This window comes from Filimonas zeae, assembly GCF_014641615.1.
GTDB lineage: Bacteria > Bacteroidota > Bacteroidia > Chitinophagales > Chitinophagaceae > Filimonas > Filimonas zeae.
Genome location: NZ_BMIB01000002.1, coordinates 747,187 through 772,110, shown reverse-complemented (window position 1 = coordinate 772,110; position 24,924 = coordinate 747,187). Strand labels below are relative to the sequence as shown.

Annotated in this window: 22 protein-coding genes; 9 read left to right on the top strand and 13 right to left on the bottom strand. The window is 44.1% G+C overall.

What is annotated here, in order from left to right; genetic code table 11:
- Positions 1-40: 40 nt before the first annotated feature.
- The 3 genes from IEY13_RS09930 to IEY13_RS09920 are packed head-to-tail and all read right to left on the bottom strand — an operon-like array spanning position 41 to position 2,559.
- Positions 41-745, bottom strand: coding sequence for a hypothetical protein (locus IEY13_RS09930; protein WP_188951824.1), 705 nt, complete (start codon positions 743-745; stop codon positions 41-43).
- A 6-nt stretch (positions 746-751) separates the two neighbouring features.
- Entirely contained in the window at positions 752-1,105 is a 354-nt protein-coding gene (locus IEY13_RS09925) for a hypothetical protein (protein WP_188951823.1), read from the bottom strand.
- A gap of 11 nt (positions 1,106-1,116) precedes the next feature.
- Positions 1,117-2,559, bottom strand: coding sequence for a hypothetical protein (locus tag IEY13_RS09920; protein ID WP_188951822.1), 1,443 nt, complete (start codon positions 2,557-2,559; stop codon positions 1,117-1,119).
- Positions 2,560-3,338: 779 nt separating this feature from the next.
- Between IEY13_RS09920 and IEY13_RS09915 the strand changes: the two genes are divergently transcribed.
- Positions 3,339-6,362, top strand: a complete 3,024-nt coding sequence (locus IEY13_RS09915) for a T9SS type A sorting domain-containing protein (protein ID WP_188951821.1) — start codon at positions 3,339-3,341, stop codon at positions 6,360-6,362.
- A gap of 513 nt (positions 6,363-6,875) precedes the next feature.
- Here IEY13_RS09915 and IEY13_RS09910 read toward each other — a convergent pair.
- From IEY13_RS09910 to IEY13_RS09885, 6 genes are all read right to left on the bottom strand, one after another.
- The gene (locus IEY13_RS09910) at positions 6,876-7,085 is read right to left on the bottom strand and encodes a hypothetical protein (protein ID WP_188951820.1); all 210 of its coding nucleotides are present in this window, start codon (positions 7,083-7,085) and stop codon (positions 6,876-6,878) included.
- The gene (locus tag IEY13_RS09905) at positions 7,072-7,329 is read right to left on the bottom strand and encodes a hypothetical protein (RefSeq protein WP_188951819.1); all 258 of its coding nucleotides are present in this window, start codon (positions 7,327-7,329) and stop codon (positions 7,072-7,074) included. Before IEY13_RS09905 ends, IEY13_RS09910 begins: the two co-directional genes overlap by 14 nt.
- Positions 7,326-7,772: a DUF5675 family protein gene (locus tag IEY13_RS09900; protein WP_188951818.1), complete on the bottom strand. Its 447-nt coding sequence runs from the start codon at positions 7,770-7,772 to the stop codon at positions 7,326-7,328. Before IEY13_RS09900 ends, IEY13_RS09905 begins: the two co-directional genes overlap by 4 nt.
- Before the next feature lie 71 nt (positions 7,773-7,843).
- Positions 7,844-8,470: a hypothetical protein gene (locus IEY13_RS09895; protein WP_188951817.1), complete on the bottom strand. Its 627-nt coding sequence runs from the start codon at positions 8,468-8,470 to the stop codon at positions 7,844-7,846.
- A 796-nt stretch (positions 8,471-9,266) separates the two neighbouring features.
- Entirely contained in the window at positions 9,267-9,716 is a 450-nt protein-coding gene (locus tag IEY13_RS09890; RefSeq protein WP_188951816.1) for a hypothetical protein, read from the bottom strand.
- A gap of 47 nt (positions 9,717-9,763) precedes the next feature.
- Positions 9,764-10,486: a hypothetical protein gene (locus IEY13_RS09885; protein WP_188951815.1), complete on the bottom strand. Its 723-nt coding sequence runs from the start codon at positions 10,484-10,486 to the stop codon at positions 9,764-9,766.
- A 399-nt stretch (positions 10,487-10,885) separates the two neighbouring features.
- On the opposite strand from IEY13_RS09885, the gene IEY13_RS09880 reads away from it, so the two are divergent.
- Positions 10,886-13,579: an outer membrane beta-barrel protein gene (locus IEY13_RS09880; RefSeq protein WP_188951814.1), complete on the top strand. Its 2,694-nt coding sequence runs from the start codon at positions 10,886-10,888 to the stop codon at positions 13,577-13,579.
- Here the strand turns inward: IEY13_RS09880 and IEY13_RS09875 are convergent, their stop codons facing one another.
- Positions 13,580-14,089 carry a helix-turn-helix domain-containing protein gene (locus tag IEY13_RS09875; RefSeq protein WP_188951813.1) on the bottom strand — a complete coding sequence of 170 codons (510 nt, stop codon included), beginning with the start codon at positions 14,087-14,089 and terminating at the stop codon, positions 13,580-13,582.
- A gap of 257 nt (positions 14,090-14,346) precedes the next feature.
- Between IEY13_RS09875 and IEY13_RS09870 the strand changes: the two genes are divergently transcribed.
- The gene (locus IEY13_RS09870) at positions 14,347-14,952 is read left to right on the top strand and encodes an RNA polymerase sigma factor (RefSeq protein WP_188951812.1); all 606 of its coding nucleotides are present in this window, start codon (positions 14,347-14,349) and stop codon (positions 14,950-14,952) included.
- Here the strand turns inward: IEY13_RS09870 and IEY13_RS09865 are convergent.
- Both IEY13_RS09865 and IEY13_RS09860 read right to left on the bottom strand, forming a co-directional pair.
- Positions 14,949-15,329: a C2 domain-containing protein gene (locus IEY13_RS09865; protein WP_188951811.1), complete on the bottom strand. Its 381-nt coding sequence runs from the start codon at positions 15,327-15,329 to the stop codon at positions 14,949-14,951. The genes IEY13_RS09870 and IEY13_RS09865 overlap by 4 nt on opposite strands.
- A 6-nt stretch (positions 15,330-15,335) precedes the next feature.
- Positions 15,336-15,596, bottom strand: coding sequence for a hypothetical protein (locus IEY13_RS09860; protein ID WP_188951810.1), 261 nt, complete (start codon positions 15,594-15,596; stop codon positions 15,336-15,338).
- Positions 15,597-15,730: 134 nt separating this feature from the next.
- Here IEY13_RS09860 and IEY13_RS09855 point away from each other — a divergent pair, with 134 nt between their 5' ends.
- The 6 genes from IEY13_RS09855 (at position 15,731) to IEY13_RS09830 (ending at position 23,672) form a co-directional block, all read left to right on the top strand.
- Positions 15,731-16,993 (top strand): FecR family protein, encoded by a 1,263-nt coding sequence (locus tag IEY13_RS09855; protein ID WP_188951809.1) that lies wholly within the window; start codon positions 15,731-15,733, stop codon positions 16,991-16,993.
- A gap of 14 nt (positions 16,994-17,007) precedes the next feature.
- Complete coding sequence (locus tag IEY13_RS09850; RefSeq protein ID WP_188951808.1) at positions 17,008-17,574, top strand: RNA polymerase sigma factor; 567 nt, start codon at positions 17,008-17,010, stop codon at positions 17,572-17,574.
- A gap of 120 nt (positions 17,575-17,694) precedes the next feature.
- On the top strand, positions 17,695-17,955 hold the full coding sequence (locus tag IEY13_RS09845) for a hypothetical protein (protein ID WP_188951807.1): 261 nt from the start codon (positions 17,695-17,697) through the stop codon (positions 17,953-17,955).
- A gap of 66 nt (positions 17,956-18,021) precedes the next feature.
- Entirely contained in the window at positions 18,022-19,197 is a 1,176-nt protein-coding gene (locus IEY13_RS09840) for an NHL repeat-containing protein (RefSeq protein ID WP_188951806.1), read from the top strand.
- Positions 19,198-19,262: 65 nt separating this feature from the next.
- On the top strand, positions 19,263-20,768 hold the full coding sequence (locus IEY13_RS09835) for a hypothetical protein (protein WP_188951805.1): 1,506 nt from the start codon (positions 19,263-19,265) through the stop codon (positions 20,766-20,768).
- 264 nt (positions 20,769-21,032) lie between these two features.
- Complete coding sequence (locus IEY13_RS09830; protein ID WP_188951804.1) at positions 21,033-23,672, top strand: alpha/beta hydrolase family protein; 2,640 nt, start codon at positions 21,033-21,035, stop codon at positions 23,670-23,672.
- A 579-nt stretch (positions 23,673-24,251) separates the two neighbouring features.
- On the opposite strand, the gene IEY13_RS09825 is transcribed toward IEY13_RS09830, so the two are convergent.
- Entirely contained in the window at positions 24,252-24,503 is a 252-nt protein-coding gene (locus IEY13_RS09825; protein ID WP_188951803.1) for a DUF6520 family protein, read from the bottom strand.
- Positions 24,504-24,924: the final 421 nt, after the last annotated feature.

Genomic DNA, 24,924 nt, shown 5'->3' with positions numbered 1-24,924 from the left:
TCTTATTACGGAAGTCCTGTAACTATATCGTAAGCTTTGGTTACTTAATTTGTATATGGGTATATTTTCTGAGTGTATCTCCTGAGGCGGCTACTGTTTTCGCCTCCACTCTGAAACTGCCGGTTACATGGGCAGGATTTTTTAAGGTTACGCTTACTTTGTTTTCTGTAGAATAACCCATTTCAGGTAATACCAGGCTTTCGCTACCTGTACCGGAAACCGAAAACAATACCTGGCAGGGGTCTGTAACAGTTCCTTTAAAAGGAGCGCGTAATAAACCAGCTGTAATAGTGGGGTTAGTAAGCGTATCAACTACCGTAGTATCTGCGGTAAGTAATAATACATCCGGTAGCGCTGCAATAAATTGTATACTGGTATCCACCTGAACAGATTTTGTTTTAGCAGAAAACAGGGCTCTTCCCGGAGTTCCGCCTACTATTTCTGCTATAACTTTTCCGTAGGCGTCTGCTGTTAAGGTATCTGCTGTTTGTTTGTTGCGAAACGTTGCATTTTCTACCGTTACTATAATAGATTTGGCGGTGGCATCTGCCTCTGCATTTACCTGTATATATATTGTTGCCACTGAGGAATTGTCTGCTTCAACGGTGGTATTGGTAATGCCCGATATGCTGAGTATGCTATTAATGGCTGTGCCTCCTGAGTTTCCGGTTGTATAAATTTCATCATCTTTTTTACATCCCGTAATTAAAAGGCAACCGGATAAAAGCTGCAGTATTAGTTTCATGCTGTATTACTTAATGATGATAAATGAGTTGCATGCCGATTTATATCCCTGTTTACTCGTGGCTTCCAGGCGAATACTACATCCGGTGGGCAGGTTTAGCCCGCCTGTATTCATACTTATGGTAAAGGTTTTCTGAAGTGTTCCGTACGTGAAGGGAAAAGCCGCGCTCCATGATATGGATTTTACTTTTGTTCCTTTGTCAATCAGATAAATTTGAAAGCCCGGGTCTACATAAAGTTCCAGGGTTACATTATTGTCTGCCGCAGCATCCGCTATAGCTATCCAGCTTATTGTTACAGAGATGGTACCGTTTGCTACGGTGTTAGGGGTTGCTTTCAGTTTGGAAATATCAATTGCCATATTTTAATGAATTATTGGTTATTAAATATGCCTGTGAACACTCCGGAGAAAATTTCTTTTAATCCAATGTCTACAGAAAAAGAAACAAAAGGACTTAACGATGTGTGATAACGGTCGGCGTTAAAAACAGGAGAAGTGTCATACCGGTAATGAACAAGTGCTCCCACGTTAAACCGCGCAAACCGCCATAATCTATTGCCAACCCCTATTACCAGCGCCTTATCTCCTATAAAACCTTTTCTTACATTGGGCTTTTCTATAGAGCTAAGTGTTAGCCCTATCAGAAAAGAAGTAGTGGCGGCAATCCGGTCCCATCCTGTGTAATACCGTAGCGGTGTTTGCTTGTTTACTTCTCTGAAGTAAATGTTAAATCCGGTATAACTGATATATCTGTCTATACGCGCAGCATAGCCTGCAATTCCGGCATCCAGTGTTATAAACAGCCGCGCATTGGTTACAAAATCCAGTTCAATTAAAACCGGCGTTACCGTAAAGTACTCTACATTGGGTAAAATAATATTGTTGATAACCGCATCCATAAATGCAGTTTTTCCGTCAATTGCATCATCAGCATAATTAATTAATCCACGTATAACGCCCTGGCTCACACCTGTTGGAGGCGTGTGAAATGCCTTTTCAATGTTGCTTACATCATTCACCAGTTTGTCATAATCTGCATTACCTGGCGTTTTTTCAATCTGGCTCCAGTTGCTCATTGCCAAATCAGCGGTAAATGTATTCAGAGCAGTAATTATTTGGGCAGCGTTGCTATCGCCGGTCACCAGCGGGGCTGCCCGTAAGGTAGTTACCTTATCCATCAGGTCTATGTGGCTTTTACAAAACTGCAATAGGTTTTCCAATGGCGGAATAATGTCAATTTCCTTCCAGATATAATTGGGGTCTATTTGCTTTACAGCTTCTTTAAAATAAGCTACCAACTGTGTTTTGCTGTTGGCTAAAATAGTGGCATAGCTGGGAACGGGGCCCCCTGCTGCCCGCGCTTTCTGTTCTGCCTGTGCACGTGCTGCCAGCAGTTGTAACGCCGCCGAAATGTTTGCCTCCCGGGTAAGTGCTGTTTTCAGGCTGCTAAACTGAGCGGGTGTTAGCGGCCCCGGAGCAGAGGCTTTTATTGAAAAGTCGTATTGTTTTGCGGGCGAGCAGCCCGGTATCACAAATTCTATTGATGTTAAACCGTTTAATGTCTGAGGAGCTTCCGGTACAATAATGTTTCCGTTTCTTTCTGAAACCGCTACGGAAACCTGCTTTACAGTGCCGGGAAGATTAATGATTTTTAGTGTGAATGGAATGTCAAAAGGGATTTTTACTGAGGTGCTCTTTTTAGTGAAATCAACTTCAACTATACTAAGCCCGGTGGTGGATGTGCTTTGAGATTGGCTATTGTTGTACACACATAAGGCAGCAATAGCAAATGCTATATGTAATAGATGCTTCATACAAATGCTTCTTACAGGCGCATTCAATGCATGAAAAGATTTTTCCTGCACAGATGCATTCTTAAATGATAAATAATGATATTATGTTAATAAGGCGGGGGAGATATGCTAAGCACGTTAGTCGTTATTCACGGCTCAATATTACTAATCTCTGTTCATTTATGCAAGTTGAGCGTACTGAAAAAATGTAAAATACCTGGTATCAGGTATTTTATTGAATAAATGGTTAAACTGCGTTAGGAAGATGCCGGCTGGTATAATGCGCAAAGTAAAAGAAAGCGCCCGGAAAGTTTCCGGACGCTTCTTTGTATTGGTTTTTCAGGCAAATCTTTGCAATCGTTTACTGCTTTATTATTTATTAATGGGTATTATAAACATGCCATGCCTTACGGCAGCAGCCGGAATCATACATCCCATTCTATTGTTACTACAAAATAGTTAGCCGGTCGGAATTTCTTAGGACTGTTGGAGAAGTGCAGCCTGTAAATGAGGCTGGTTCATAACGCTGGTGTAAGCGTTTGCTAATACTAATTTGAATAAAATATTAGTACTGGCCAATTAAAATTGTGGTTCATTTTTATCTTGCCTGTGCCACACCGGCTTTTCCGGATCGGCTACACTGTCCCACATCCGTTAAAAAACGGTACCCCCTCCGGTGGTTTCACCAGCCCCTGTCTTTTGTTCCGCTTTTACTTATTTGTTAGCTTTAGTACACCTGCTAACACCCGCTATACCTTTTTTTACAGCAACCATGCAAAATCATCTCCTAAATATCTCTTATGAAAAAACAATTACTATTACTGTCGGCAGCCTTGCTGCTAAGCACACTTATTTTTGCCCAGATAATTGTTGAAGACTCTATTAACATCAGCCGTGAACGATGGCGGGATAGTACTTTCCGCATCAATAAACAACTGGTGCCTACGGGCTTACTACTGGAATACTCTATGGCCCCCTTTACATCCCTGCAATACAGTGGTGGCAGCAGTGTGGATACCATAAAAAGTGGCAATTATATTTTAATGCTGCACAATCTGCTTGGCTTAAGTAAAGTAAATAACAATGCCAGCCTGCAGCTGACTGATTCTTTGTATGTACGGGCAGTTACTTACTATCAAAACACGAAGGTGATCCCTTTTATTACCCTGTTTAAAAACTACAATACCATCCGTAGTACGGCATTAACAGAAGGGCTGTTTACTGTAGCGCCAGACAGTGTGGGGCTGCTGGATGTGCCGGGGCGTACCGTGTCTCCTTACAATACCAACCAGCTATTTGCTCTGGCTCCTTATATCAGCGATATAGAAGCGTTCGATCCGCTTGCATTTGCTTTTCCTGCTAACTTATGGGAAACAGGGGGCATTACTGGTATGACGGTTGATTTTGGCGATGGTGCCGGCTTCCGTACCATTACCGCAGGTAGTACCGTAAATGTTTCATATGCAACCCCTGGCAGTAAAGTAGTTACCGCGCAAATGGTATCAGGCGCGCAAACCTTTACGGCTAAATGCCAGTTACATCTTAGCCGGCCCACTGTTTTTGTTACTCCCAAATACAATTGGAAGGTAGAGGAACCTCCCGTATATCGTAACGATGCAGAATACTTTGGTACGGCTATCGCGGCAAAACAAATGATTTTTTTTACAGGTGGAATAAGTGGGGCCAATGCATTTGTAGAAACCAGTTGCGATGATGTTTTCGACAAACCTGTTATTGTAGTGGAAGGGCTTGATCCTACAAAAGCACTAACCCCGGCCGTTATGCGGGCACGGCTGAACAGGAATGCTTTTGTAAGTACCATGCTTTCTTACGGGTACGATTTTGTGTTTGTTGACTTTAATAATAACTCTTCCTACATCGAAAATAATGCTAAGCAACTGGAAAAAGTAATTGAACTGGTAAACGCTAATAAAACGGGCAACTTCAAAAGCACCGTTATTGGCTATAGCATGGGCGGGCTAATTGCACGATGGTGTCTGAAAGATATGGAAGACAGGGGCCTGCAACACAACGTAGAAAATTATATAAGTTATGATGCGCCGCACCAGGGCGCTAACATACCACTGGGGATGCAATATATATTCTCCGAAATGCTGAATGATATGCCCTACCTGGCCTGGTTTGGTGGCGATTTGGGTGGTGTGTCAAATAGCTTTTCAAGCCCTGCCGCCCGGCAGATGCTGAATATGCGTGCGGTACAAAGCGGCAACCCCTTTCTTCCTTATACCACCAGCATAGATCCGTTAAGAACCGCTTTTGCGGAGAGATTGAAGGCCAAAGGCTATCCGCAGCAAACGCATAATTATGGGGTGGCTTTTGGGCGTGGTGATAATGTGCCGGGTAACAAAAACGCCGGCAATGGCAGGCAGTTTACACCCGGCGATCCCTTTGGCCCGGGCACTAAAATATTTGAAGGGGGCGTTACCTTTTTACTGGTTAATTTTTCCAGTCAGGCTTATGCCTTACCGGAAAATAATACCGATTATATAGCCCGTTATCGCTTTTACGGGGTAACCATCCGAAGAATATTCGGTATCCCCCTGCTGCCTTCTATTAATATTAAAGTAAGGAATTTCAGAATAAGCAATCTTTATTCCTACGATGATGCGCCTGGCAGCTATGGTAATACACAAGATCAATTTGTAACCTCACTTAATGCCGGTGACAACAATGGCTTTGCCGGTGATGCCAGTTATTTTAATCACAAGGCACACAACTTTATTCCTACTGTAAGCGCTTTAGACTTGCAGAATCAGAATTACGGCCCTGCGGGCAACTACCTCAGCACCAATTTATACGTTAATGTAGATAATCAGATTACCAATACTTCTGGCATAACAGGAAATACATTTATCAATGCAGGCCTCTCACCATTTGAGGCAGCTATTACGGCTACGTCCAACATTACCGACGTAAATAATGATCACAATGGCGGAATGTCCTGGCAGGTTACTAACTTCCTTTTCCGTAAACTACTAAATACTTTAAACCCAAATTACGATTGTAACACCACCGGTTTCTGTAATCTTACCCCTGTTATTAATGGTAACTATTACATATGTTCTTCCGGTGGGTATACTGCTACCAATCTGCCCCGCGCAATTACCATCAGCTGGCGCAGCAAGTACGGTTATTTTTCCATCAGTGGTGGTCAGGGTACACCATTCATAACGCTTAATAAGGTGGCTGACGGGGTAGATGTGCTGGAGTTAACCATTACAAACGCCTGCGGCATCAGCAGAAAATTTGAGAAAGAAATTAAAGTAGGTGGTACCCCTGTTACATTTTTGCCATATGGGCCTGCCTGCAGCTTTCCTATTACGCTCTGTGCTAATCCCATACCTGGCAGTACCTACCGCCAATGGACGTTGCAAACAAGCGGTGGCACCACCAATCCATCCACCTCCTCGTGGTGTATTAATCTTAACTCCTCTACGTTACGGGCCACCTTAAACACAGATAACGAATGCGGTTTTGTATCCGGTTCACAACGCATTTACCTGCAGCCTTGTGCATTTGGTGTATCACCCAATCCGGCGCAGAATCATATTACCATTACTGCAGAAAATAACACGGTCTCTTCCGCTACGAAAACCGCAGACAATGGTGTAGTAACAGAACCTTTGCTTATTAAACGCATTGTTATATATGATGCCAGTGGCAATCTGCGTAAAACCATACAATGCTCAGGCGTCAATAGCAGGGAAGAATTGAATGTAGGTAACTTAAACAACGGATTTTATATAGTAGAAATTCAAAGTAATCAAAGTACTGTAAGGAAAAATCTGATTATACAGCGGTAATCCTGAATGGTCACATAAAGCAGGCTATCTCCTTTTGATAAAACAACGGGAGGTGGCCTGTTTGCATTCCGGGCACTGTCAGTTGTGATTGTAATGCTTTAATGCCGGCCTACAGCAGCTTTGAGCTGTGTCTTAATGGAAAAACTTTGTCTCCGGGCCAGCGAAGCCATTTTTTAGATTGCCTGCGCGTTATTAATGAATCACCTGCCACATTCATTTACAGAGGGGAAAGCAGGCACAATTTGTCAGCCCGGTATAGTACTAAGCTGATAATGAGAAATGATACGCGGGTTAGTGAGGCTGAGGCGCGAATATTAAACCAGCAGTTCAATGAACGTTTGTTCATGCTGGGCCAGGTTTAATATAAAAATCCCGTGCGCATCAGGCCCGGGAAAGAATAAAATCCGCAAACAGGGCGATACCTGTCTGCCAGTATAACTGTTCAGCTAAGATCAGATAAAATAGCACACCTTCCGTGGCCTGAATAAAATGCACAGGAGTTCCCGGGTATACCTATACTTTCCTGTGCTGCCGCGGTGGCTTTGCTCTCCGCCAGGCGGTAATTTTTTTCAGCAACATCGTTATCACAAAACTTACTACTGCCCCTACCACCGCCAGTATAGCTGTTTTAGCAAGGTCTGTACCATTTACAATAGCTACCAGGTTCAGCAGGTTGCCGCCGGCAAAGCCGGCGGCGGTTACTCCTTTGTCACTGCTGTTCATGGGGCAGCTCCTCCCATAGCTGTTTTACTTTGTCTTCTACGGTGGTTTGGCTTACGGCCGATAGTACGGCACCTGCAACGGCTATATAGCCTGCTACCTGGGTAATAATACCGGGTAGTGGTGTTTTAATACCTGCTATGGCTGCACTAATGGTTAGCAGCGCCAGGCCTATCAGGCGCAGCTTTTTAAAAAATACCGGCGTTGGGGCCAGCGCTCTTTGCGTAATACTGGATAGTTGGTTCATGGTGTGTTTTTAGCGTTTAATAATTGTTTTTCAGATAAGGTTTCCTGCTGGCTGATAATGCGTAGCCATACCTCTTCCTTTTTTGCCAGTGCGGCGTACACAATCTTTAACAGCTTTACAAAAGGCGCTCTGGAAAGGTTGCCACAACCCGGCGCGGTTAAGGTGGTTACGGGCGATATACAGCCCTCCAACTCGGCCATGGCGTTGTTGGCCGGGTGTATCAGTATATGGCTGCGTTTAGGTACGCCTGTTATCAGCAGGTGGTCGCCATGGTTTTCACTGTTCCGTTTTTTTATTTTATAGCTGCCTTCCGGTATACAGGAAATTTTCGTCTGGTTGTTTTTATCAGGCAGTTCTATGGTAAAGCAAAAGGGCTTGCCGTTGAGCATAAGTGTTCCGTTCGTACCATTTTTATAGTAGGTACGGGTAATTAATAGTTCCATACAATTTTGTTTAAGAGAAAAAGAAAACCGGCAGGGCAGGTGCGCCTGCCGGTGATGGTGTAGAGGGCTGGTTAGCCGCCAAACAGGGTAAACACAATGTCGCTTTCCTGGCCAATTTCTGTAGCATTGTCCCAGTAGCGCGCCAGGTATTCCCTGGTTTCGGCCACGCCTTCCTGTTGTAAAGGCCGCTCATCTTTAAACGGCGATACCGAGGTGCCGCTTATCAGGGTATCCCAGCCATGGCTGCCTTTCAGTCGGCTGTAAATGGTAATGCCCTTCTGGCGCTGCTTGTTAAAGCTGATGGCTACATAGCCCACTTCTGTTTTCAGCTTTAAGGTAGGGCGTAAGGGGCTGCGGCCGGCGTTTGACTGTGTGCCGATAATACCCAGTTCCCGGCCCATGTTTTCGGTATACAGCGGGTGGCGTTTAATGGCAATGGCCAGGCTCACCAGTTTCTTTACGTCCCGTTTGCGTAATACTTTTTTATACGCAACGGCTTCCTGCTGCTCCTGTTTTTTTACAGCCGATTTTTCAAAGCCGTCTTCTATTATCTGGGCGGTGTCTGCTGCTTCTGTAATAGTGGCGGCAGGTAACTCAATCTGTGCGCCTACCGTTGCAATCTTCAGCCTGAAGTTGGCTACCCATAGCACCAGGTCTGCGTCTGCTTTAGGTATAAAATGATAGTATGCTGATAGCATAAATAATAATCATTGGTTTTAATAGTGAAAAAAAATGTTGTGCCGTAAAACAGCGCACAACTGCTGAAAAGCGCTGCACATCTGCCCGTTGTTAGTGCAGTTGTGCCATTTTTCCGGTTAGAGGCGCCGCATAAAATGGCAGTACTGCTAAACAATATGTCACCTGTGCGCTTTTTTGTGTGGCTACTGCGCTTTTGCGCCGCACTACTGAAAACAAAAGCGGCAGTAGTGTCCGGAAAAAACAGAGCAATGCATTTTTTTGTGTGGTTACTTCTTTTTTTCCGGTTGGCTGTGCGCAAAAAATGCGTGCAGCTGCGCTTTTATTTTGCAGTGCTGCTTTTTCTGCTGTTGCTTGTGCGGCTTTTTTGCGCACAGCTGCTGCATAAAAAATCAGTTGTACTTTTTTTCTGGTGGTTACTGCGGTTAATAAAAGCAGTCATCCACTTTTTTTGTACAGCTGCGCGCTTTTTTGTGTCAGTAGTGCGGAAAAATGGGGCAGTTGTGCTGCTGTTTTTTTCGTAAGCCACTTGTTACGCAAAAGGGGGTATATAACCCGGGGCACTGCTGCTGTTTCCTGTACAGTATCCGGCAAAACAGCGGGCAGTTACCACCGGGCGAACGGCCGTTCTATACTGCCCTCCCTTGTTGGTACTGTAAAATTGTATCATGCTGTACAGTATTCCATAACAGATTATCTGCAGACACACGGTAATGCAGTAAATACGCGGCTATTTTCCTTAAAAAAATTTTCTAAATACTATCGTAAAAAATGTAATGTATTTTATTGTACTGTTTGTCAATCCTTTGCGGCGGGTTTATACAGGTTTTGTATCCGGGGTATCTCTGTTTTTATCCCGCGTTCCTTATCCGGTAAGTGTTTCAGCAATTGCCGGCAATAACTGGTCTGGTGCTCGTTTACGGCAATCAGGTATTTTACACGGTCGGTATTCAAATGTTTGGGCTGTGCATACTGTGCAAAGTTGGCGGCATTTACCGGTTTGCCCGAAAAACGGATAATGCTGCTCACGCTGCCCAGCATGGCTTCCAATGGATCGCCGGGTGGCACAATGGTTTGCAGCAATAGCCGGAAAGCCCAGGCGGTATCGTACATGTTGGCTTTCTGAAAATCAAGAAACAGATGAGGCGAAAGGGGAGCTGTTATCAGTTGTGCTGCGGCATAGTCAAAAAACGGCGCCAGCTGCTCCTCCATGCCCGGTTTGCCGGCATCCGCACAGGTTGCCGGCAAACCGCGGTGTTGCAGTGGCGCCGTTTTAACGGTATATATGGCCTGGTCTAGGCGCTTTTTTTTTCAGTAAGGGTTCCGGCTTCCTGTATCGTGTTTTTTATATGCCGGGTATACCATATGCTAAACTGCCCGGTGTTACAGCGCAGGGCCAGTAAGGTAGTAATAACATGTTCCTCTGTAGCCGGTGTTATCTGGTTGTTCAGTAACTGCTGCAGGTGCGTTATCAGTTGTTGGGCATACTGCCACTGGCTGTAAGTAATTACCTGCCCGGCCGGCGCCTGTATCAGTACCAGCGCTACTTCCAGTGCCATGGCAACAGGTAGGGTAAACGCCAGTGTGGTAAAACTGTTTTCTATGGCTTTATAAGCACAGGCCATCAGCGGGCGTTCTCTGGTTACAAATGCTTCCGGTAGTTTGCAGTCCGGCGGCATATGCGCTTTTAACCATCCTGCGCCCAATGTATCATACAATTGTAGTACCTGTTGCAACTTCGCGTTTACAACAGTGGGCTCTGCTACAGCGCGTTCGGCTTGTTTGGTTAAAAAGTCCAGGCTGCAAACCACATAGGGTATGTATTCCTGAAACAGGGCGGTAATGGCCGGATGGTTAGGGTGTTCTTCTGCTAACTGCAATAACTCATTGCAGCCCTGTGCCAGTTCCTGTAAAGCATTCGTGGCGTTTTTCTCATAAACACATCGCGTAACCGTGTTAAAACTGTTTTCAACTTTTTCAATGAAGGCAGCGCTGCTGTTTGGGAAATTGTTTAACATATTTCGGTTTAGTTTTTTGAAATGAAGCAGTGTTTGTTTTATTCAGTAGTCAAAATTTTATATAAAGGAATACCTCCCGGAATGCCCGCATTCCGGCTCTCTCGCACGTTTGTAGGATATGTGAATTCTACTTCTTACAAAAACATTGTATATCTACAATGTTGTAACAAGTACCAGGGCAGCTTTAGCCAGGATGATGGATTATAGGTAGCTAACAGGTAGCTGATGCTTTTTTTAAAGCGATGCGAATATAAATAAAATGTTATCAAATTAACAATCGTTTGTTTGATAGCTGAAATTTTAAGGTGGTTCCTTTTCTGCCGGGGGCTGTTCCTGCTTGCCGCTATCCTTTTTTGTTAATTGGGGTAAGCCGGGCTTTAGCAGCAGGCGTTAACAGTAATGAAAAAAAACGCCTTATTGGTATACGTGCTTTTCTGCATGCAGTTGGCTGCGTTTAGTCAGCACGCTGTAATACAGGGTAAGGTGTGCGATAGTGTTTCCCTTTCTGCTGTAGAAGGGGCAGATGTATTATTACTGGCACCCAAAAGCCATAAGCCCCTGTTGCAAACCCGCACCGGCAGTAAAGGTTTTGTATTTAAAAAAGTACCCGAAGGCAGCTATGGGCTGGTAGTGCTGGCTATGGGGTTTGTACATGATACGCTGCCGGTGTGGGTAAAAAGTGGCGATACGCTAAGGCTGGCCATAGCGCTGCGCCCGCAGGAGAATGAATTAAGCGATGTGGTGGTAAAAGCGGCTCCACGCCCGGTTTCTATACGGGGCGATACGCTTTCTTTTAACGCAGCCGCCTATGCGTTACGGCCCGATGCCCAGCTGGAAGATCTGTTGCGGCAGCTGCCGGGGGTAGAGGTAGATAAAGATGGCAATATTACCTACATGGGTAAGCGGGTAGATAAAATTATGATTAACGGGCAGGAATTTTTTCTGGGCAATACCAAAAGCGCCAACAGCCTGCCGGCAGAAATCATTGCCTCTATTGAAGCCTTCAGCACCCGGTCTAACGCAGCTACATTCAGTGGCATCCGCGAAAACAGCGAAACCCATACGCTGAATATAAAAACCAAAAAGGGGATGGAAGAAGCCTGGCTGGGCAGTGTATATGGCAGTAAGGGGCAGGATAACAATTATGCGGCTGGCGGCACCCTTACCAAACTGGGTAAAGAACTGATGCTGAAGGCCAACCTTATCACCAATAATATCAACAACCGGTTTACCGGCGTGGAAAGCAAAAGTTATACCCCGCAGGCAGGCCTGCAATCTACCACTGCCTGGGATGTGAATGTGATGAAAAAGTGGGGTGATAAACTTACCGCTAACCTGGCTTTTAATGGCAACGATGAAAAAACAGAGGTGCTGGAAAGCGCCGGCCGGCGTACTTTTTTAACCGATTCCAGCCTGCAGGAAAACCGGCAGGGCCATAGCCTGGTAGCTGATAAAAAATACCCGTTCAACTTCCGGCTCACGTATAACGCCAATGAACGGAATCAGTGGGAATTGGCTTCCTCCGTTACCTATAACCAGGCAGGCAACCGCCGGGAAGATACGGCGGCTATACAAACCCTGCAGCACAGCGGGGCAGGGTATACCAGCAGCCGTGTGCAAACACGGAATACGGATGAGCAGGAGGGGATAGGCATTACCAATCAGCTGGACTGGCGGCATCGTTTCGGCCGCCCCGGCAGAACGCTGCAATGGTCGCTCAGGCAATCTTCGCAAACCGGCAACAGTACCGGCAGCTTGTATTCATTGCTTAACGGGTATGCCCCCACCGGCGCCCTGCAGCAGCAAACATTCGTACACCAGCAATACCAGCAGCATACCAAGGGGCAGCAGTATGGTAGCGTACTTACTTATACGGAGCCTTTATCTCAATTATACAGCCTTTTACTGGCGTATAATGTTATTACATCAGTACAGCAGAACGATAAAGCCAGTTATGATTACGATAGCCTCACCGGCGGTTTCAACACGCCTACCCCCCTTACCAGTAACCGGTTCCAAAACCGGAATACCACCCATATGGTAGAAGGGGCTTTTGTTAGAAACGAGCGGAAGTTTAACTATAACCTGGGTTTGGGCTGGCAATACAGCCTTTTTAATAATATCAGTTTTTTGCCCAACCGGCATATCCGCCAGCATTTTACCAACCTGCTGCCCAAAGCCAGCCTTAACCTGCTGCTGCGTAATGGCAAAACGTTCAGCCTTAACTATTTTGGCTATAGCACAGCACCTGCTATAGATCAGCTACAGCCGTTGCCCGATCTCAGTAATCCGCTTTTTGTAAAATCGGGCAATCCAGATCTCAGGCAGTCTTTCCGGCACTCTCTGTCTTTAATGCTTAATACGGTGAACAAGAAAAACTACAACGGGCTTTCTATGGGCATAGATGCCAGTTTTGTCCGCAACCAGATTGTACCCTCCATCACGCTGTTACCGGGTGGGGTACAACAGCAGCAGTTTGTAAATGTAAACGGCAATTACCAGCTGGGGGCAGCGGCGGTGTACAGTTTTGGTTTTGCCGGAAAACAGGGAAAGAAAAACCGGGGCAGCCTGCAGAGTATTGTATCGCATGGTAACGATGTAAGCCTGATTAACGGCCGGCCCAACCATACCCGCAGTTTTTCCTGGGCCGAAAACTTAAGGCTCAGCTATAGTTTGGGTACCAAACTAATGGCTATTGTAACCAGTGGCAACCGTTTTACCCTCTACCGCTATTCCTTAAGTCCGCAGCAGAACACCCGTAGCTGGAACCACAATGCTACGCTCTATCTCAACTATGAATTACCGCTGGGTATTACGCTGCAGAGCAGTTATACCTGGCTGCGTATGGGTACATCGGGGCTACTGCCCGCACAATCCAGCAGTGTGCTTAACGCCGCCATTTATAAACGCTTATTTGCCGGTGGCAAATGGCAGCTGCGGCTAAGCGGGTTCGATTTGCTGAATGCCAACCGCAACTTTACCCAAAGTGCGGGGGCCAATTATATATATACCCGGCAAACCAATCAACTGCAGCGCATGTTGCTGGTGAGTTTGTTGTACAATTTTAAAATTTTACACGCTTCAGAAAGGTAATCAGGCGGCCTGAGGCTTCAGTAAGGCCTGTGTTTCTACCTCCAGGTGCATGGCTATTCTTACCAGGGTGGTGTATTGCATATTAATACGGCCATGCACATATTTATTAATCTCACTGCGGTCAATGTCCATGGCGCTGGCCAGGGCCTCCTGGCTCATGTTTTTTTGCTTCAGTAATTGTAAAATACAGTTGGCTATTATTTTAAGTACACGGCGCAGCCGGTGGGATATCATTTTGTCTGTAGGGGCCAGTTTGCGCTTTATAGCGCTGGCTGGCAGGCGTAGATGTTCAAACACGGGCAACTGCACAGCAAAACTCACTTTTATCAGCGTTAACAAATCTACATTGGAGGCGCCTCTTTCTACTTTTCCTAAATGGTTATAGTGTAAATTACATAAAGCCGCCAGTTCCTTCTGGCTTAGCTTTGGGGTCAGTTGTTTTCGGGTGGTGCGTATCTTTTCACCTGTTGGCTGTAGTTCTATCTCGGCGCGTATTTGTTCCGGAGTCATCCGGGCAATGTGCGCAGTGTTGGGTAAATTGTTGTTGGGTTTTGAATGTTATTTTAAAGTGTTCATTATATTCGCATATAGTGTAGAAAAATCTTTGGCACATTTGATGTTAAACGATTAGTTTTAATATTTTAACGGTGCAAACACCGTTTTTTAAATCCATATCCGCTGAATTTGGCAAGCCTTTTAGGGCAGTTTCCTGTGACAATGCCTTGATGAATAACATGAGATCGTAATGATAATCGGACGGATCATTTATGGATAGTGATACAGAATTAGATATACAGTTGGATAAACAGCTGCTTGCCGGCATAGCTGCCGGTAATGCAGATGCGTTCAGCCGTTTTTTTGAACTGCACAAGAAGCGGGTATTTGGCATTGCGTTTAAAATGACCAGATCGGCAGAGTCTGCGCGTGAGTTATCACAGGAGTTTTTTCTGAAATTATGGGAGAAGAAGGGGGATGTGGTTACGGTACACAACCCGGGTGCCTATGTGTATATGAGCGTATATTACCTCAGTATCGACTTCCTGCGCCGCAAGGGTAACGAGCAGCGGGTACTGGAGCTGAAAAAGATGGTTACCCGCGATTATACCAACGAAACACAGGAGTGGTTAGATGAACGGCAGCTGTTGGCTTATATTCAACAGGCCGCCGATAAACTTACCGGTCAAAAAAAGCGCGTTTTTGAAATGCGCTATGTACATCAGAAGTCTTACGAAGAAATTGCCGAGGCCCTTAAAATAAGTAAGGTAAGTGCGCATACCTATTTTTACGAAGCCCTGAAAGTCATCAGAGCGTATATTGATACTGCCCTGCCCGGGGCAGGTTTACTGGCCCTGTATTTTATCCTGCAGGATTAGTGTGTTAATTCCAGATAGCGCCAGAACAGCCACATTATCAAAATAGCAGCCACTGCTATCAATAACCGTAGCGCCAGCTGCCCAGGCGTAAAATGGCTGTGCTGCTTTTTCTGCAAGGGTACGTAGTTGACGGCTTCTTCACCTGGTGGCGTAACGGTGGTTTTCAATACCTTAATCAGTGCATCCACCTCACTGTAATCCATCCATTCTTCCGGTATTGCGGGCGCACCTGCGCCTGCCTGCTGTTCGTGTTCGGCAAGCAGTTTTTCCTGCCGCAGCAGAAATATCAACTCTTCCGCCAGCTGTGCCTGTTCAAGTGGGGGCATGTAGCGGGTGTTCAAACTGTCTAAGGTAAAAAGGGCAGCAGGCTTTGTCATATTCCGCTATTTGGCACTGATGGCGGTGTTGGTTTGTTGTTGCTGTAGCTGCTGACTTAACTTATTGTTTTCTTTTTTATAAAACAGGCATAGAATAAGGGTGCATTTCATGGCCAGCCAAACTGCAACAAACAGCCACACCCATCGTTTGTGTATCCGGATGGTAGGGTTTTTTACTTCGCTGTACACATCTTCCACGGAGGAAGTGCGGCGTTTGTTTTCAGGTAACGCAATGGCAAGGTCTGTTGACCGGGCTGTTTTTATCATGGTATCGTTGTTGAAAAAACCGGTAGTAATAAAATTACATTTTTTCCGGCTCAAAAAAAATATTTCAGATTTACCATAGAGATTGCTTTTCCCCGTTCGTCGTATTATTTATACGAAGTCACGTACCTGTTTATATGAGCATACAAGAATTACTCGCAGCAACGGAAAATAATGCGGAATTGGTTGATTTGATTTTGTGGGATCGCTATGTCGGTTTAACAAAACAAGGCAACGCCCGCATGCAGCAGCTGATGCAGCAGCCCGGTGCGGAGGAAGCTTTTTTGCTTTGTGAATATTATCTGGATACAAATGCACTTCCGGAACAGGAAGAGCAGCAGCAATTATTATTACTGCGCAAAGAACTGCTTGAGAAAAGCGCTGCGTTGCCCGTATTTATCACTACTCCGGAAACTCCTGTCCATACCACGCGCGTAAAATCAGTGATTTTCAGGCAGTGGCATTACTACGCCGCCGGTTTTGCCGCTGCGGTAGCAGGCGTTTACTTCTATTTTCAGCATCCCATAACCACGCACAAACCCGTTACTAAAGATGTTGCTATAGTAGCACCTGCCAAAGATGTAGCGCCGGGAAGAGACCAGGCGGTATTAAGGCTGGCCAATGGCGATACGGTATTGCTGGGTACCCGGCAGCCGGGCAATATTGCTACAGAAGGCAATACCCATGTAATACAAATGAATGGCGGTATGTTGTTTTACGAAGCCGCCTCCGGTAATGCAGCCTCAGGCACGGCTATGGTGTATAATTCCATTACCACGCCACGGGCGGGCAAATATGCACTGGAGCTGGAAGATGGCACCAAAGTATGGTTGAATGCAGCCAGCTCGCTGCGGTATCCGGTAGCTTTTAATGGCCGGGAAAGAGTGGTGGAGGTAAGTGGTGAAGCTTATTTTGAGGTGGCAGCCAACGCCCGCAAACCCTTTATAGTAAAAGCGGGCAAGCACACGGTACATGTATTAGGAACGCATTTTAATATCAGTGCTTATCCGGAGGAAACAACGGTAAACACTACGCTGCTGGAGGGGTCAGTGAGGGTAACCAACGGGGAGGTAGCTCAATATCTGAACCCTGGACAGCAAGCTCAGGCAAGCAATGGTGCGTTTAACATCAAACTGAATCCCAACCCCGACCTGGAAGATGTAATGGCATGGAAAAACGGTGTTTTCTATCTCAATGCCAGCAGCCTTAACCACCTGATGCTACAGGTTTGCAGGTGGTACGATATGGATGTGGAATATATCAATGTAAATAAATCAGCAGGGCGTTTCATGGGTACTATTCCCCGTGATGTACCCCTTTCTCAGGTGTTATACCTTTTGGAGCTTACGGGCAGCATTCATTTTTCAGTAGAAGGAAAGAAGATTTTAGTCAGACAATAACCAAACGTACCACTATGCAAACTTTTGCCCCATGCCATCCTGATGAGATGGAAGCTATTCTTATGCAGTTCAGGGAAGGAAAAGAAGAGGCTTTAAAACGGATTTACAGCATGTTCGCCACCAACCTCCTGTTTACCGCCAGGGGCATTGTAAAAAATGAACAGGAAGCCGAAGACATTGTGCTGGACGCCTTCAGCAAATGCTGGCTTAAACGGGAGTGCTTCGAAACCCTGTACAAGATTAAATGCTACCTGTATGTGGTAATTAAACATGCCTGCTTTCATTATGTAGACAAGCTGAAAACAAAAGCGAGCAGCCACCGCGAAATTTTTTACATTTCAGAAGAGGCAGATGGGTTTGTGCTGGAGCATATGATTAAAGCGGAAATGGTAGAACGTATTCACAAAGAAATTAATCTGTTGCCGGAGCGTGCCAGAACCATGCTTAACTGGCTGTATGTAGATGGGTTAAGCAACACCCAGATAGCGCAGAAAATGCAGATTCCGGTGGAGCATGTACGCGTAAACAAATCACGCGCCCTTAACCAGTTGCGCCAGGCGCTGAGCGGCAAACTGGCCTGATAGCAAAATTCTGCAACGGCCATTGGCAATCGTAAGCTAATTTTAAGGAAGTTTTTGTTTCTTTCTTCCAGAGAAACGCTTCTTATATAAATAAAATTACTCAATCATATGCCAATACTTATGAGAAATCAACCGTTGCAGATAGATGTAAATACCCTGATTTGCCTGCTTACAAAGGAAAGAGAAGGTAGCCTTGGTTCAATAGAGGCAGAACTGCTTACCGAATGGAAACAGGAAAATCCGGAAATAGCCAGCAGTATCAACAGCTGGAATAATGTAGCTGCTTTACAAAAATTATTAGAACAATATATTGCTGCTGCCGTTCGTGCGGAGGCCTTATGGCTGAAGCTGCAGCAAAAAGTGCAGACAGAAGAATTGTAAAACAAGTTCCCGCTGTTTTGGCGGATGTTCCTGTACAATGCTATGGCCATGAGGTAAATTGCCTGTATGGCCATATTTTTCCTGCGAAAAAACACAGATGTATTATTGGTGCTTGTGCTGTTTGTATTGTTGTTGCCTGGTTGCCACCAGCAGCGTACACGTACAGAAAAAGTATTTGCCGGTAAACAGCTGATGTATCAGTTGGTGCAGTTAGATAGTATTCCTATGGTATCGCCCTTGTTTTATACAGAAGGTTTTTTTCGGGTACACAACCATCGCATTTATCTTTTTGATTATGACCATTGCAGTGTACAGGTTTTTGATACAGCGGGGAATTTTCTGGATACTTTGCTTACAGAAAATACTATTGGTGAATACCGTTATGGCGGTTTTACGCCGGATGGCAGTATTTACCTGCTGGATAAAAATAATCAGATGCGTTTTTTTGACAGCACGGGCAAGCAGCGGGGGCAGCCTGTTGCACTTAACTGGCAGCGATCCAAATTAACTTATGAAAAAGAAGAATATACTGCTATTGGCACTTATAGCATCGATATTCAGGAGAGGCCATACGATACGCGCTGGTTGCCTTTTGATGCACAGCAGCGGCTGCTGATTCCGCTCTGGATTTCACCTCATATCAATAAACAGTTTAACCGGTACCGTTGGCAATCTGGCTATTACCAACAGGCGGCATTGCTGGGTGCGGTGCAGCTACCGGCTGCTCAGGTGCAGTCTGTATTCTGTAAAAGATCCTCCCTATATACTGCCGTGTTTAATAATATTCCCGATTTTGATTTTGGAAGCGCAGATGTGCGTGATGATACCATCTATGTAAGTGAAGCCATTGATTCTGCTATTCATGTATACGCACCGGATCAAAGCTATCTGTACTCTTTTGGGCGTCAGGGGCAGCATATGAATCAACAATATCCGCAAACTACAAATGAAAAAAAAGATAGAGTTGCCAGTTCAAAAGCTTTGTCTGAAACGGGTTATTACTATCACATTTTCTGCGATCCTTCCTCCCGCCTGGTTTTCCGGTCGCATACCACCCAAAAAGGATCTGGAAGCGGTTTGCAGGTATATCAGCATGGTGTGCTGGTGGCGGAAGCGGCTGTGCCGCAGCGTTTTAATGTGATTGGTAAAATAGGCGATTGGTATTATGCGGATGGAATGGTGGGTGGGTATAACCGCTTGTTAGGTGTGTTTCGTTTTCAACTGTTGCGGCGCTCCCTTTAGCGGTAACATGTGTTCCCTTTTGAACGCATTTCAGAGTGGTATTTTATAAAAATTACTACTCTATTATGCAACAGGCCCTTACCGTAAATCCGGTTAGTTTCCGGCAGTTTGTATTTGTACATTATAAGCAGCAGTTGTTGTTCTCTATACTGGGTATGCTTACGCTATTTATAGTGTACAAAATATTGTATCCATTTCCCGATACTTATGTAGATTCTTTTCATTACCTGAGCCTTGCGGAAGATGGTAATTATATTTCCGTATGGCCCATGGGGTATAGTTATTTCTTACGGGCAGTCCATTTTATTACTCCTTCACATTTGTTTTTGATAACAGTGCAGTTTGCATTACTGCAGGGTGCCTGCCTGTGGATGGCTTTTACGCTGTTTTATCTTTTTCAACCAGATGAACGCCTGAAGAATGCTGTATTAATATTTCTGGTGTTTAACCCCATGAGTTATTACTTGGCCAATCTTATTTCCAGCGACGTTTTTTTTGCCGCACTCAGTGTGGCATGGCTTACTATTCTTGTTAAAATGTTATATGAGGCCCAATATTGGCATATTTTGTTGCAGGGGCCGCTGCTGGCTTATCTTTTTTTGGTGCGCTATCAGGCGGCTTATTATCCTATAATAATGATAGTAGCTTTGTGGCTAGCGCCTATTAACCGGGTATGGAAAGTGCTTTCTGCGACAATAGGCGTTTTATTGCTGGTATGGATAGTAAATACTACCCTGCAAAAAAACCTGCGGCAGTATGGCAGAAAGGAATTCTCAGCCCAGAGTGGCTGGATTCTCGCAAGCAATGCCTTGTTTATGTATCCTTACATACGGATAGACACGGCAGCTTTTCAGGGCGAACGTCTGCAACAAATGGATCAGGTGGTGAGTACATATTTTAAAGCGAATGATTTAATGCAGCATCCGTTTTACCCTTGGGACGGTCCTCAGTATATGTTGGGGGGGCGGGGGGCGGTTATGTGGTATCATCTGGCTACGGTAGAAGAGGCTGCTCAGCCTGATAAGCCGGTGTTCTGGTTGTATAACCGCATGGGCGTGCATTGGGCTAACTACGCTAAAGCCCTAATAAAGCAACATCCCTGGGCATATGTGCAATATTATCTACTGCCTAATGTAATTACTTATTTTCTGCCTGTAATTGAACAATTTACGGTGTATTCTATGGGGCGTAATAAAGTGCCCACACGGGTAGCCCGTTGGTTTGGCCGGAAGGATAGATATATATCAGCTGTATGGCCAAAGGGTTCTTATTATTTGCTATGGGGTTTTCGTCCGCTATTTCTGCTGTTAAACCTGGTATTGCTGGTATGCGGAATTCAGCTTTTAAAAAAAAGAAAACAAATTCAGATGCATCCTGTACAACAGAAAATTCTGATTGTGCTAGGGTTGGCGTTTGTGGGTAATGCGGCATTGTTGATTATCTCTATACCTGTTATGCTGCGCTACCAGGCATTCGCCCTGTTTCAGGGTGTTTTACTGCTACTGGCTATCATAGCCGTATTGCAAAAGAATGCTAAACTAAACGAAGTCTTGTTTCGGCCGCAGAACTAGCTTTTTCCTGCAAAGAAGCAATAATCGTGAATAGACTGATGTTTTATAGAAGTGGAATGAAGATATTGAATTCAAATATAATATGGTAGTGCCTATCAGTTGTGATAAAGGCTCCCTTATGGAGGATTAGCGTCCCTGGAAAATGAATTTGAAGTGCTGTATTTTACAGTGTTATTTCATTTCGATATTTGTCAGATATTTACAGGTAAAGTTTCTTGTTTCACTTTTTGATACTTTCTCTTCTTTTAACAAATAAAGGAACCGATGATCAGGTATGGATTTATATTGTTTGGGTTAATAGCTTTTAGTTGTGGTATTGCACAAAGAAAAATCATTGATTTTGACACAATTGAAAATTGGGAATCTGTTTCCAGTACAGCAATTATAAGCAATAATGGGAAGTACATAATTTACGGTATTGAGAAGAATAATGGGAAACAACTATTGTGTGTGAAGGCGGTTTCTTCCCGGTGGAATAAGAAATATTCAGGCTGTTCGGTAAAAGCGGCCGCTTTTACACATGATAGCCGTTTTTTGATATTTAGCTGTGGTAAGGATAGTGTTGGAGTTCTACAGTTGGAACAAGACAAGTTATATTATTTGTCTTCTGTACAAAAGTGGGAAATGGTTCAGAAAGGCGGTAATGAGAATTTGGCATATATCAGCTATGATTCAGTTGGAACTCGTTCGTTTATTCTGATGGATCCTCTGATGAAAACTATGCACCGGATTCCAGGGGTGAAAGACTTTTGGGGTAATAAAGGGAAAGGGCAGGTTTATCTGAGTTTTCAAAAAGAGGATGGAATTGGATGGTGTGATATATTATCTGGTCTTGTTCAAACTATCTGTTCTGGAAAGAAAATTTCAAGTAAGGTCGCGGACGGTAGTGGTAGAAAGCTGGCTTATACTGTCGAAGTAGATGGCGGTAATTTACAATTATGGTTATACGACGCACGAATAAATACCTCTACACTGCTTAGTTCTCTAATTCCCGTATTTAGTGACAGTGCTGTGTTTGCCGGCATAGATGGCTTTAGTGCTAATGATAGTGTATTATACATTGGATTACAAAAGTCCGCTGTAGATTCTTCAAACAGTTTGACGGCTGCTTCAGTTTGTATTTGGGGTACAGAAGATATGTCGGAGCCAATTTTTCGATATTGCAAAGATCTTCCCAGTCAGCGGACCAATAAGAGTTATGCTGCCATGCTGCTGTTACATTCTAAAAGTTGTATCAGGTTGGCGCAGGGAGATACTGTTATAAGTCAGCCAGACCAGCGTAACAAAGATTGGTTTATCAGGTCTGTGTTTGTAAACGAAGGTAAGGTTACCGGTTCCTGGAGTGAAATAATATCCGGTAATACCGGAGAAATGCGAGTTCTGACGAATATTTTGCCGGACATTGATGCGAACTTTGTGACTATATCCCCTTCAGGGAGGTATGTTATGTATTATGATAAAACTCTAAAAAGCCATTGTAGTTATGATATATCGGAGCAGGTTACAAGACAGGTAACTGCATCTGTTAATAATGAATGGGGGGTGCCATCCGAAATTGATAGTAGCGTGGTTTTAGTACCTGAATATTCCGGCTGGCTGGGGGGAAGGGAAGATAAGGTGTTTGTTGGAGATGGATATGATATCTGGCTTTTAGATGCTTCCGGTAAGCAAAATCCCATGAATGTGACAAGAGGGATTGGAAGGCGACGGCATTATGTGTTTAATATTACAGATCAAAATAGTCTCTTATACGCTAAAGAACAGCCATTGCTGATAAATGCTTTTGATAAGAGTTCAAAATTATTTGGTTTTGCATTTCTGATGCCTGGACAAAAACTGGATACTGCTCGTTTGATATTGCAGCCTTATTTCTATTTCGCTGCTCCCTATATGGATCTTGGAGTGATGAGAACCAGTTTTTATCCTGTAAAGGCTACTGCTGCTGCTGTATACCTTGTTCAAAGGATGACAGCCAGTGAATCTCCTAATTATTACACTACTACCGATTTTGTAAATTTTTCTTTGCAGTCAGATGTTTTTCCTGAAAAAGTGTATTCTTGGGGAACTTCAGAACTAGTACACTGGCTTACACCCAATGGTAAGAAAGTACAGGGGCTTCTTTATAAGCCTGCAGGGTTTAATGTAAACGAAAAATACCCTGTAATCATAAACTACTATACAAAACAGTCAGATGCTTTGCATGTATTTCGCCGACCGGAGATGATGACTTTTGATGTTAACATTCCGTGGTTTACGAGCAGAGGTTATCTTATATTGAAAGCAGATATTGATTTGAAAACAGGTAGTCCTTCGGAAAGTGCTTTTCAGTGTGTTAATTCGGCGGCAGATTGGTTATGTTCGTTAAGTTTCGTTGATAAAAATAAAATTGGATTAGAAGGGCACAGTTTCGGCGGATATGAAACCAATGCGATTGTAACCAGGACAAGTAGATTTGCAGCAGCAATGTCAGCAGCAGGAATTAGTGATCTGGTTAGTTTTTATGGTGGTTATAGGCCAGGCTATTATTGGTCTTTGCAGAGTGATGTTGAATTGCTAAGTTTTAAAATGGGAGGAAGTTTGTGGCAGAATCGTGATGGTTATTTAGATAATTCTCCCATCCTCGCTGTAGATAAGGTGACAACTCCATTGCTGATTATTCATAATATTAACGATCTAAACGTTCCATTTACCCAAGGGGTCGCTTTGTTTATGGCTATGAGAAGATGCAATAGAAAGGCCTGGCTTTTACAATATGACAGCAGTAAGCATCTCGTTAGTAAAGGTTTAGAAAGTAAGGATTACACTCTGCGTGTTACTGATTTTTTTGATTGCTACTTAAAGGGAAGGCCAATGCCACGGTGGATGAGTTCAAAAGAAGATGCACAGTTTAAGCGATTTTTTTAAATTAAGGATATATGTCATTCACTTTTGTTTGAACATAAATTGCCTCCATTTCGAAGATGCTATTTGTCAGACTTCATGTTATAGCCCAATGCTTTCATTGTAAAAATGAAATAATATTTCCTGGGATTAACTTAAATAACTCGAGGTTATGCCGTTTTTAGAAATGAACTTTTGGGGACTGTGCCACTTTGCACTTATCGAGAACAATAAAATAGAATATGGCCCTATTCCACAGGAATGAGTGATATTCTTAAGTGTGTCCGTTACGGGCGCAAACTCTGGTGGGTAAGTCCTGAATGTGCCTTGACAATGGGAAGCGTTAACCACTGGCAATGGGTCTCAGTGAGGAAAAATTGGGCTACGCACGTAAAGGCTAATAGCGAGGTGTTCAAAATCATATACTGAGACAATTGAGCAATAACTGCTTAAAGTAAGAAGGCTTCACAAGTCTACTCGACATCGTAAAGCCTTCTAAACTGTTTATGTTTAATGAACCACCATATGCTGAACGTAACATACGTTGGTTTGAGATGACAGTAAGGAAAGTAATCCCTTACATCCTACTCGATTTTGCAAGTACTAGTTGAAAATTGTGTAGTACTTCCGGATACAATCTTTAGTTTCTGCTTGTGTGATGGTCGCGTAGTTGTACTGATAGCCTGATAATGCGCTTGTGGTTACATAGCCCAAAGCGTCAGTTGTACATACACCGTCACGGTTTTGATCTAAAAGAATGTGTGCGCCGGTAACTTTACTGCTTTTTAATGCAAAAGCGCCGCCAATAGCAGCGATAGTAGCAACTGCTGATAATACAATTTTTGACTTGTTCATAACTAAGTGCTTTTTTGATTCCAAAAAGCTAAAGTTGTTTATTAAAAAATTGCCTACTCTTTTCACTGGTTTTCGGTAACCCAGGTTAGTTCTCTGATGCATCATAAGATTTAACAGTCTAAAATTAACTGATACGGGTGGCTGGTATGGAATATTTATGTGTATGAGCAGGTACAATCTGGCGAGCAATGTACTCTATATGCATCGTATGTTGAGTTAGACACAGTAGTTTTTCAGTATTCCCGTTTTGTTCAGATGAATCGGGTTGTTCGAACCTGTTTTAAAGCAAATGACTTAATGTAGCACTTTATCCATAGTATTTGGGAAACATACTAGAAGAATGAAGGCATGTTCCAGCCGCAGAATCAGGCTGTTCCTGCATAGGAGAAAGAATAGCGGAAATTGTTGCCTGCTAAAGATG

Coding starts and splice junctions, on each gene's coding strand:
- IEY13_RS09930 (WP_188951824.1), bottom strand. CDS start 745: ATGAAACTAATACTGCAGCTTTTATCCGGTTGCCTTTTAATTACGGGA.
- IEY13_RS09925 (WP_188951823.1), bottom strand. CDS start 1,105: ATGGCAATTGATATTTCCAAACTGAAAGCAACCCCTAACACCGTAGCA.
- IEY13_RS09920 (WP_188951822.1), bottom strand. CDS start 2,559: ATGAAGCATCTATTACATATAGCATTTGCTATTGCTGCCTTATGTGTG.
- IEY13_RS09915 (WP_188951821.1), top strand. CDS start 3,339: ATGAAAAAACAATTACTATTACTGTCGGCAGCCTTGCTGCTAAGCACA.
- IEY13_RS09910 (WP_188951820.1), bottom strand. CDS start 7,085: ATGAACAGCAGTGACAAAGGAGTAACCGCCGCCGGCTTTGCCGGCGGC.
- IEY13_RS09905 (WP_188951819.1), bottom strand. CDS start 7,329: ATGAACCAACTATCCAGTATTACGCAAAGAGCGCTGGCCCCAACGCCG.
- IEY13_RS09900 (WP_188951818.1), bottom strand. CDS start 7,772: ATGGAACTATTAATTACCCGTACCTACTATAAAAATGGTACGAACGGA.
- IEY13_RS09895 (WP_188951817.1), bottom strand. CDS start 8,470: ATGCTATCAGCATACTATCATTTTATACCTAAAGCAGACGCAGACCTG.
- IEY13_RS09885 (WP_188951815.1), bottom strand. CDS start 10,486: ATGTTAAACAATTTCCCAAACAGCAGCGCTGCCTTCATTGAAAAAGTT.
- IEY13_RS09880 (WP_188951814.1), top strand. CDS start 10,886: ATGAAAAAAAACGCCTTATTGGTATACGTGCTTTTCTGCATGCAGTTG.
- IEY13_RS09875 (WP_188951813.1), bottom strand. CDS start 14,089: ATGACTCCGGAACAAATACGCGCCGAGATAGAACTACAGCCAACAGGT.
- IEY13_RS09870 (WP_188951812.1), top strand. CDS start 14,347: ATGGATAGTGATACAGAATTAGATATACAGTTGGATAAACAGCTGCTT.
- IEY13_RS09865 (WP_188951811.1), bottom strand. CDS start 15,329: ATGACAAAGCCTGCTGCCCTTTTTACCTTAGACAGTTTGAACACCCGC.
- IEY13_RS09860 (WP_188951810.1), bottom strand. CDS start 15,596: ATGATAAAAACAGCCCGGTCAACAGACCTTGCCATTGCGTTACCTGAA.
- IEY13_RS09855 (WP_188951809.1), top strand. CDS start 15,731: ATGAGCATACAAGAATTACTCGCAGCAACGGAAAATAATGCGGAATTG.
- IEY13_RS09850 (WP_188951808.1), top strand. CDS start 17,008: ATGCAAACTTTTGCCCCATGCCATCCTGATGAGATGGAAGCTATTCTT.
- IEY13_RS09845 (WP_188951807.1), top strand. CDS start 17,695: ATGAGAAATCAACCGTTGCAGATAGATGTAAATACCCTGATTTGCCTG.
- IEY13_RS09840 (WP_188951806.1), top strand. CDS start 18,022: ATGGCCATATTTTTCCTGCGAAAAAACACAGATGTATTATTGGTGCTT.
- IEY13_RS09835 (WP_188951805.1), top strand. CDS start 19,263: ATGCAACAGGCCCTTACCGTAAATCCGGTTAGTTTCCGGCAGTTTGTA.
- IEY13_RS09830 (WP_188951804.1), top strand. CDS start 21,033: ATGATCAGGTATGGATTTATATTGTTTGGGTTAATAGCTTTTAGTTGT.
- IEY13_RS09825 (WP_188951803.1), bottom strand. CDS start 24,503: ATGAACAAGTCAAAAATTGTATTATCAGCAGTTGCTACTATCGCTGCT.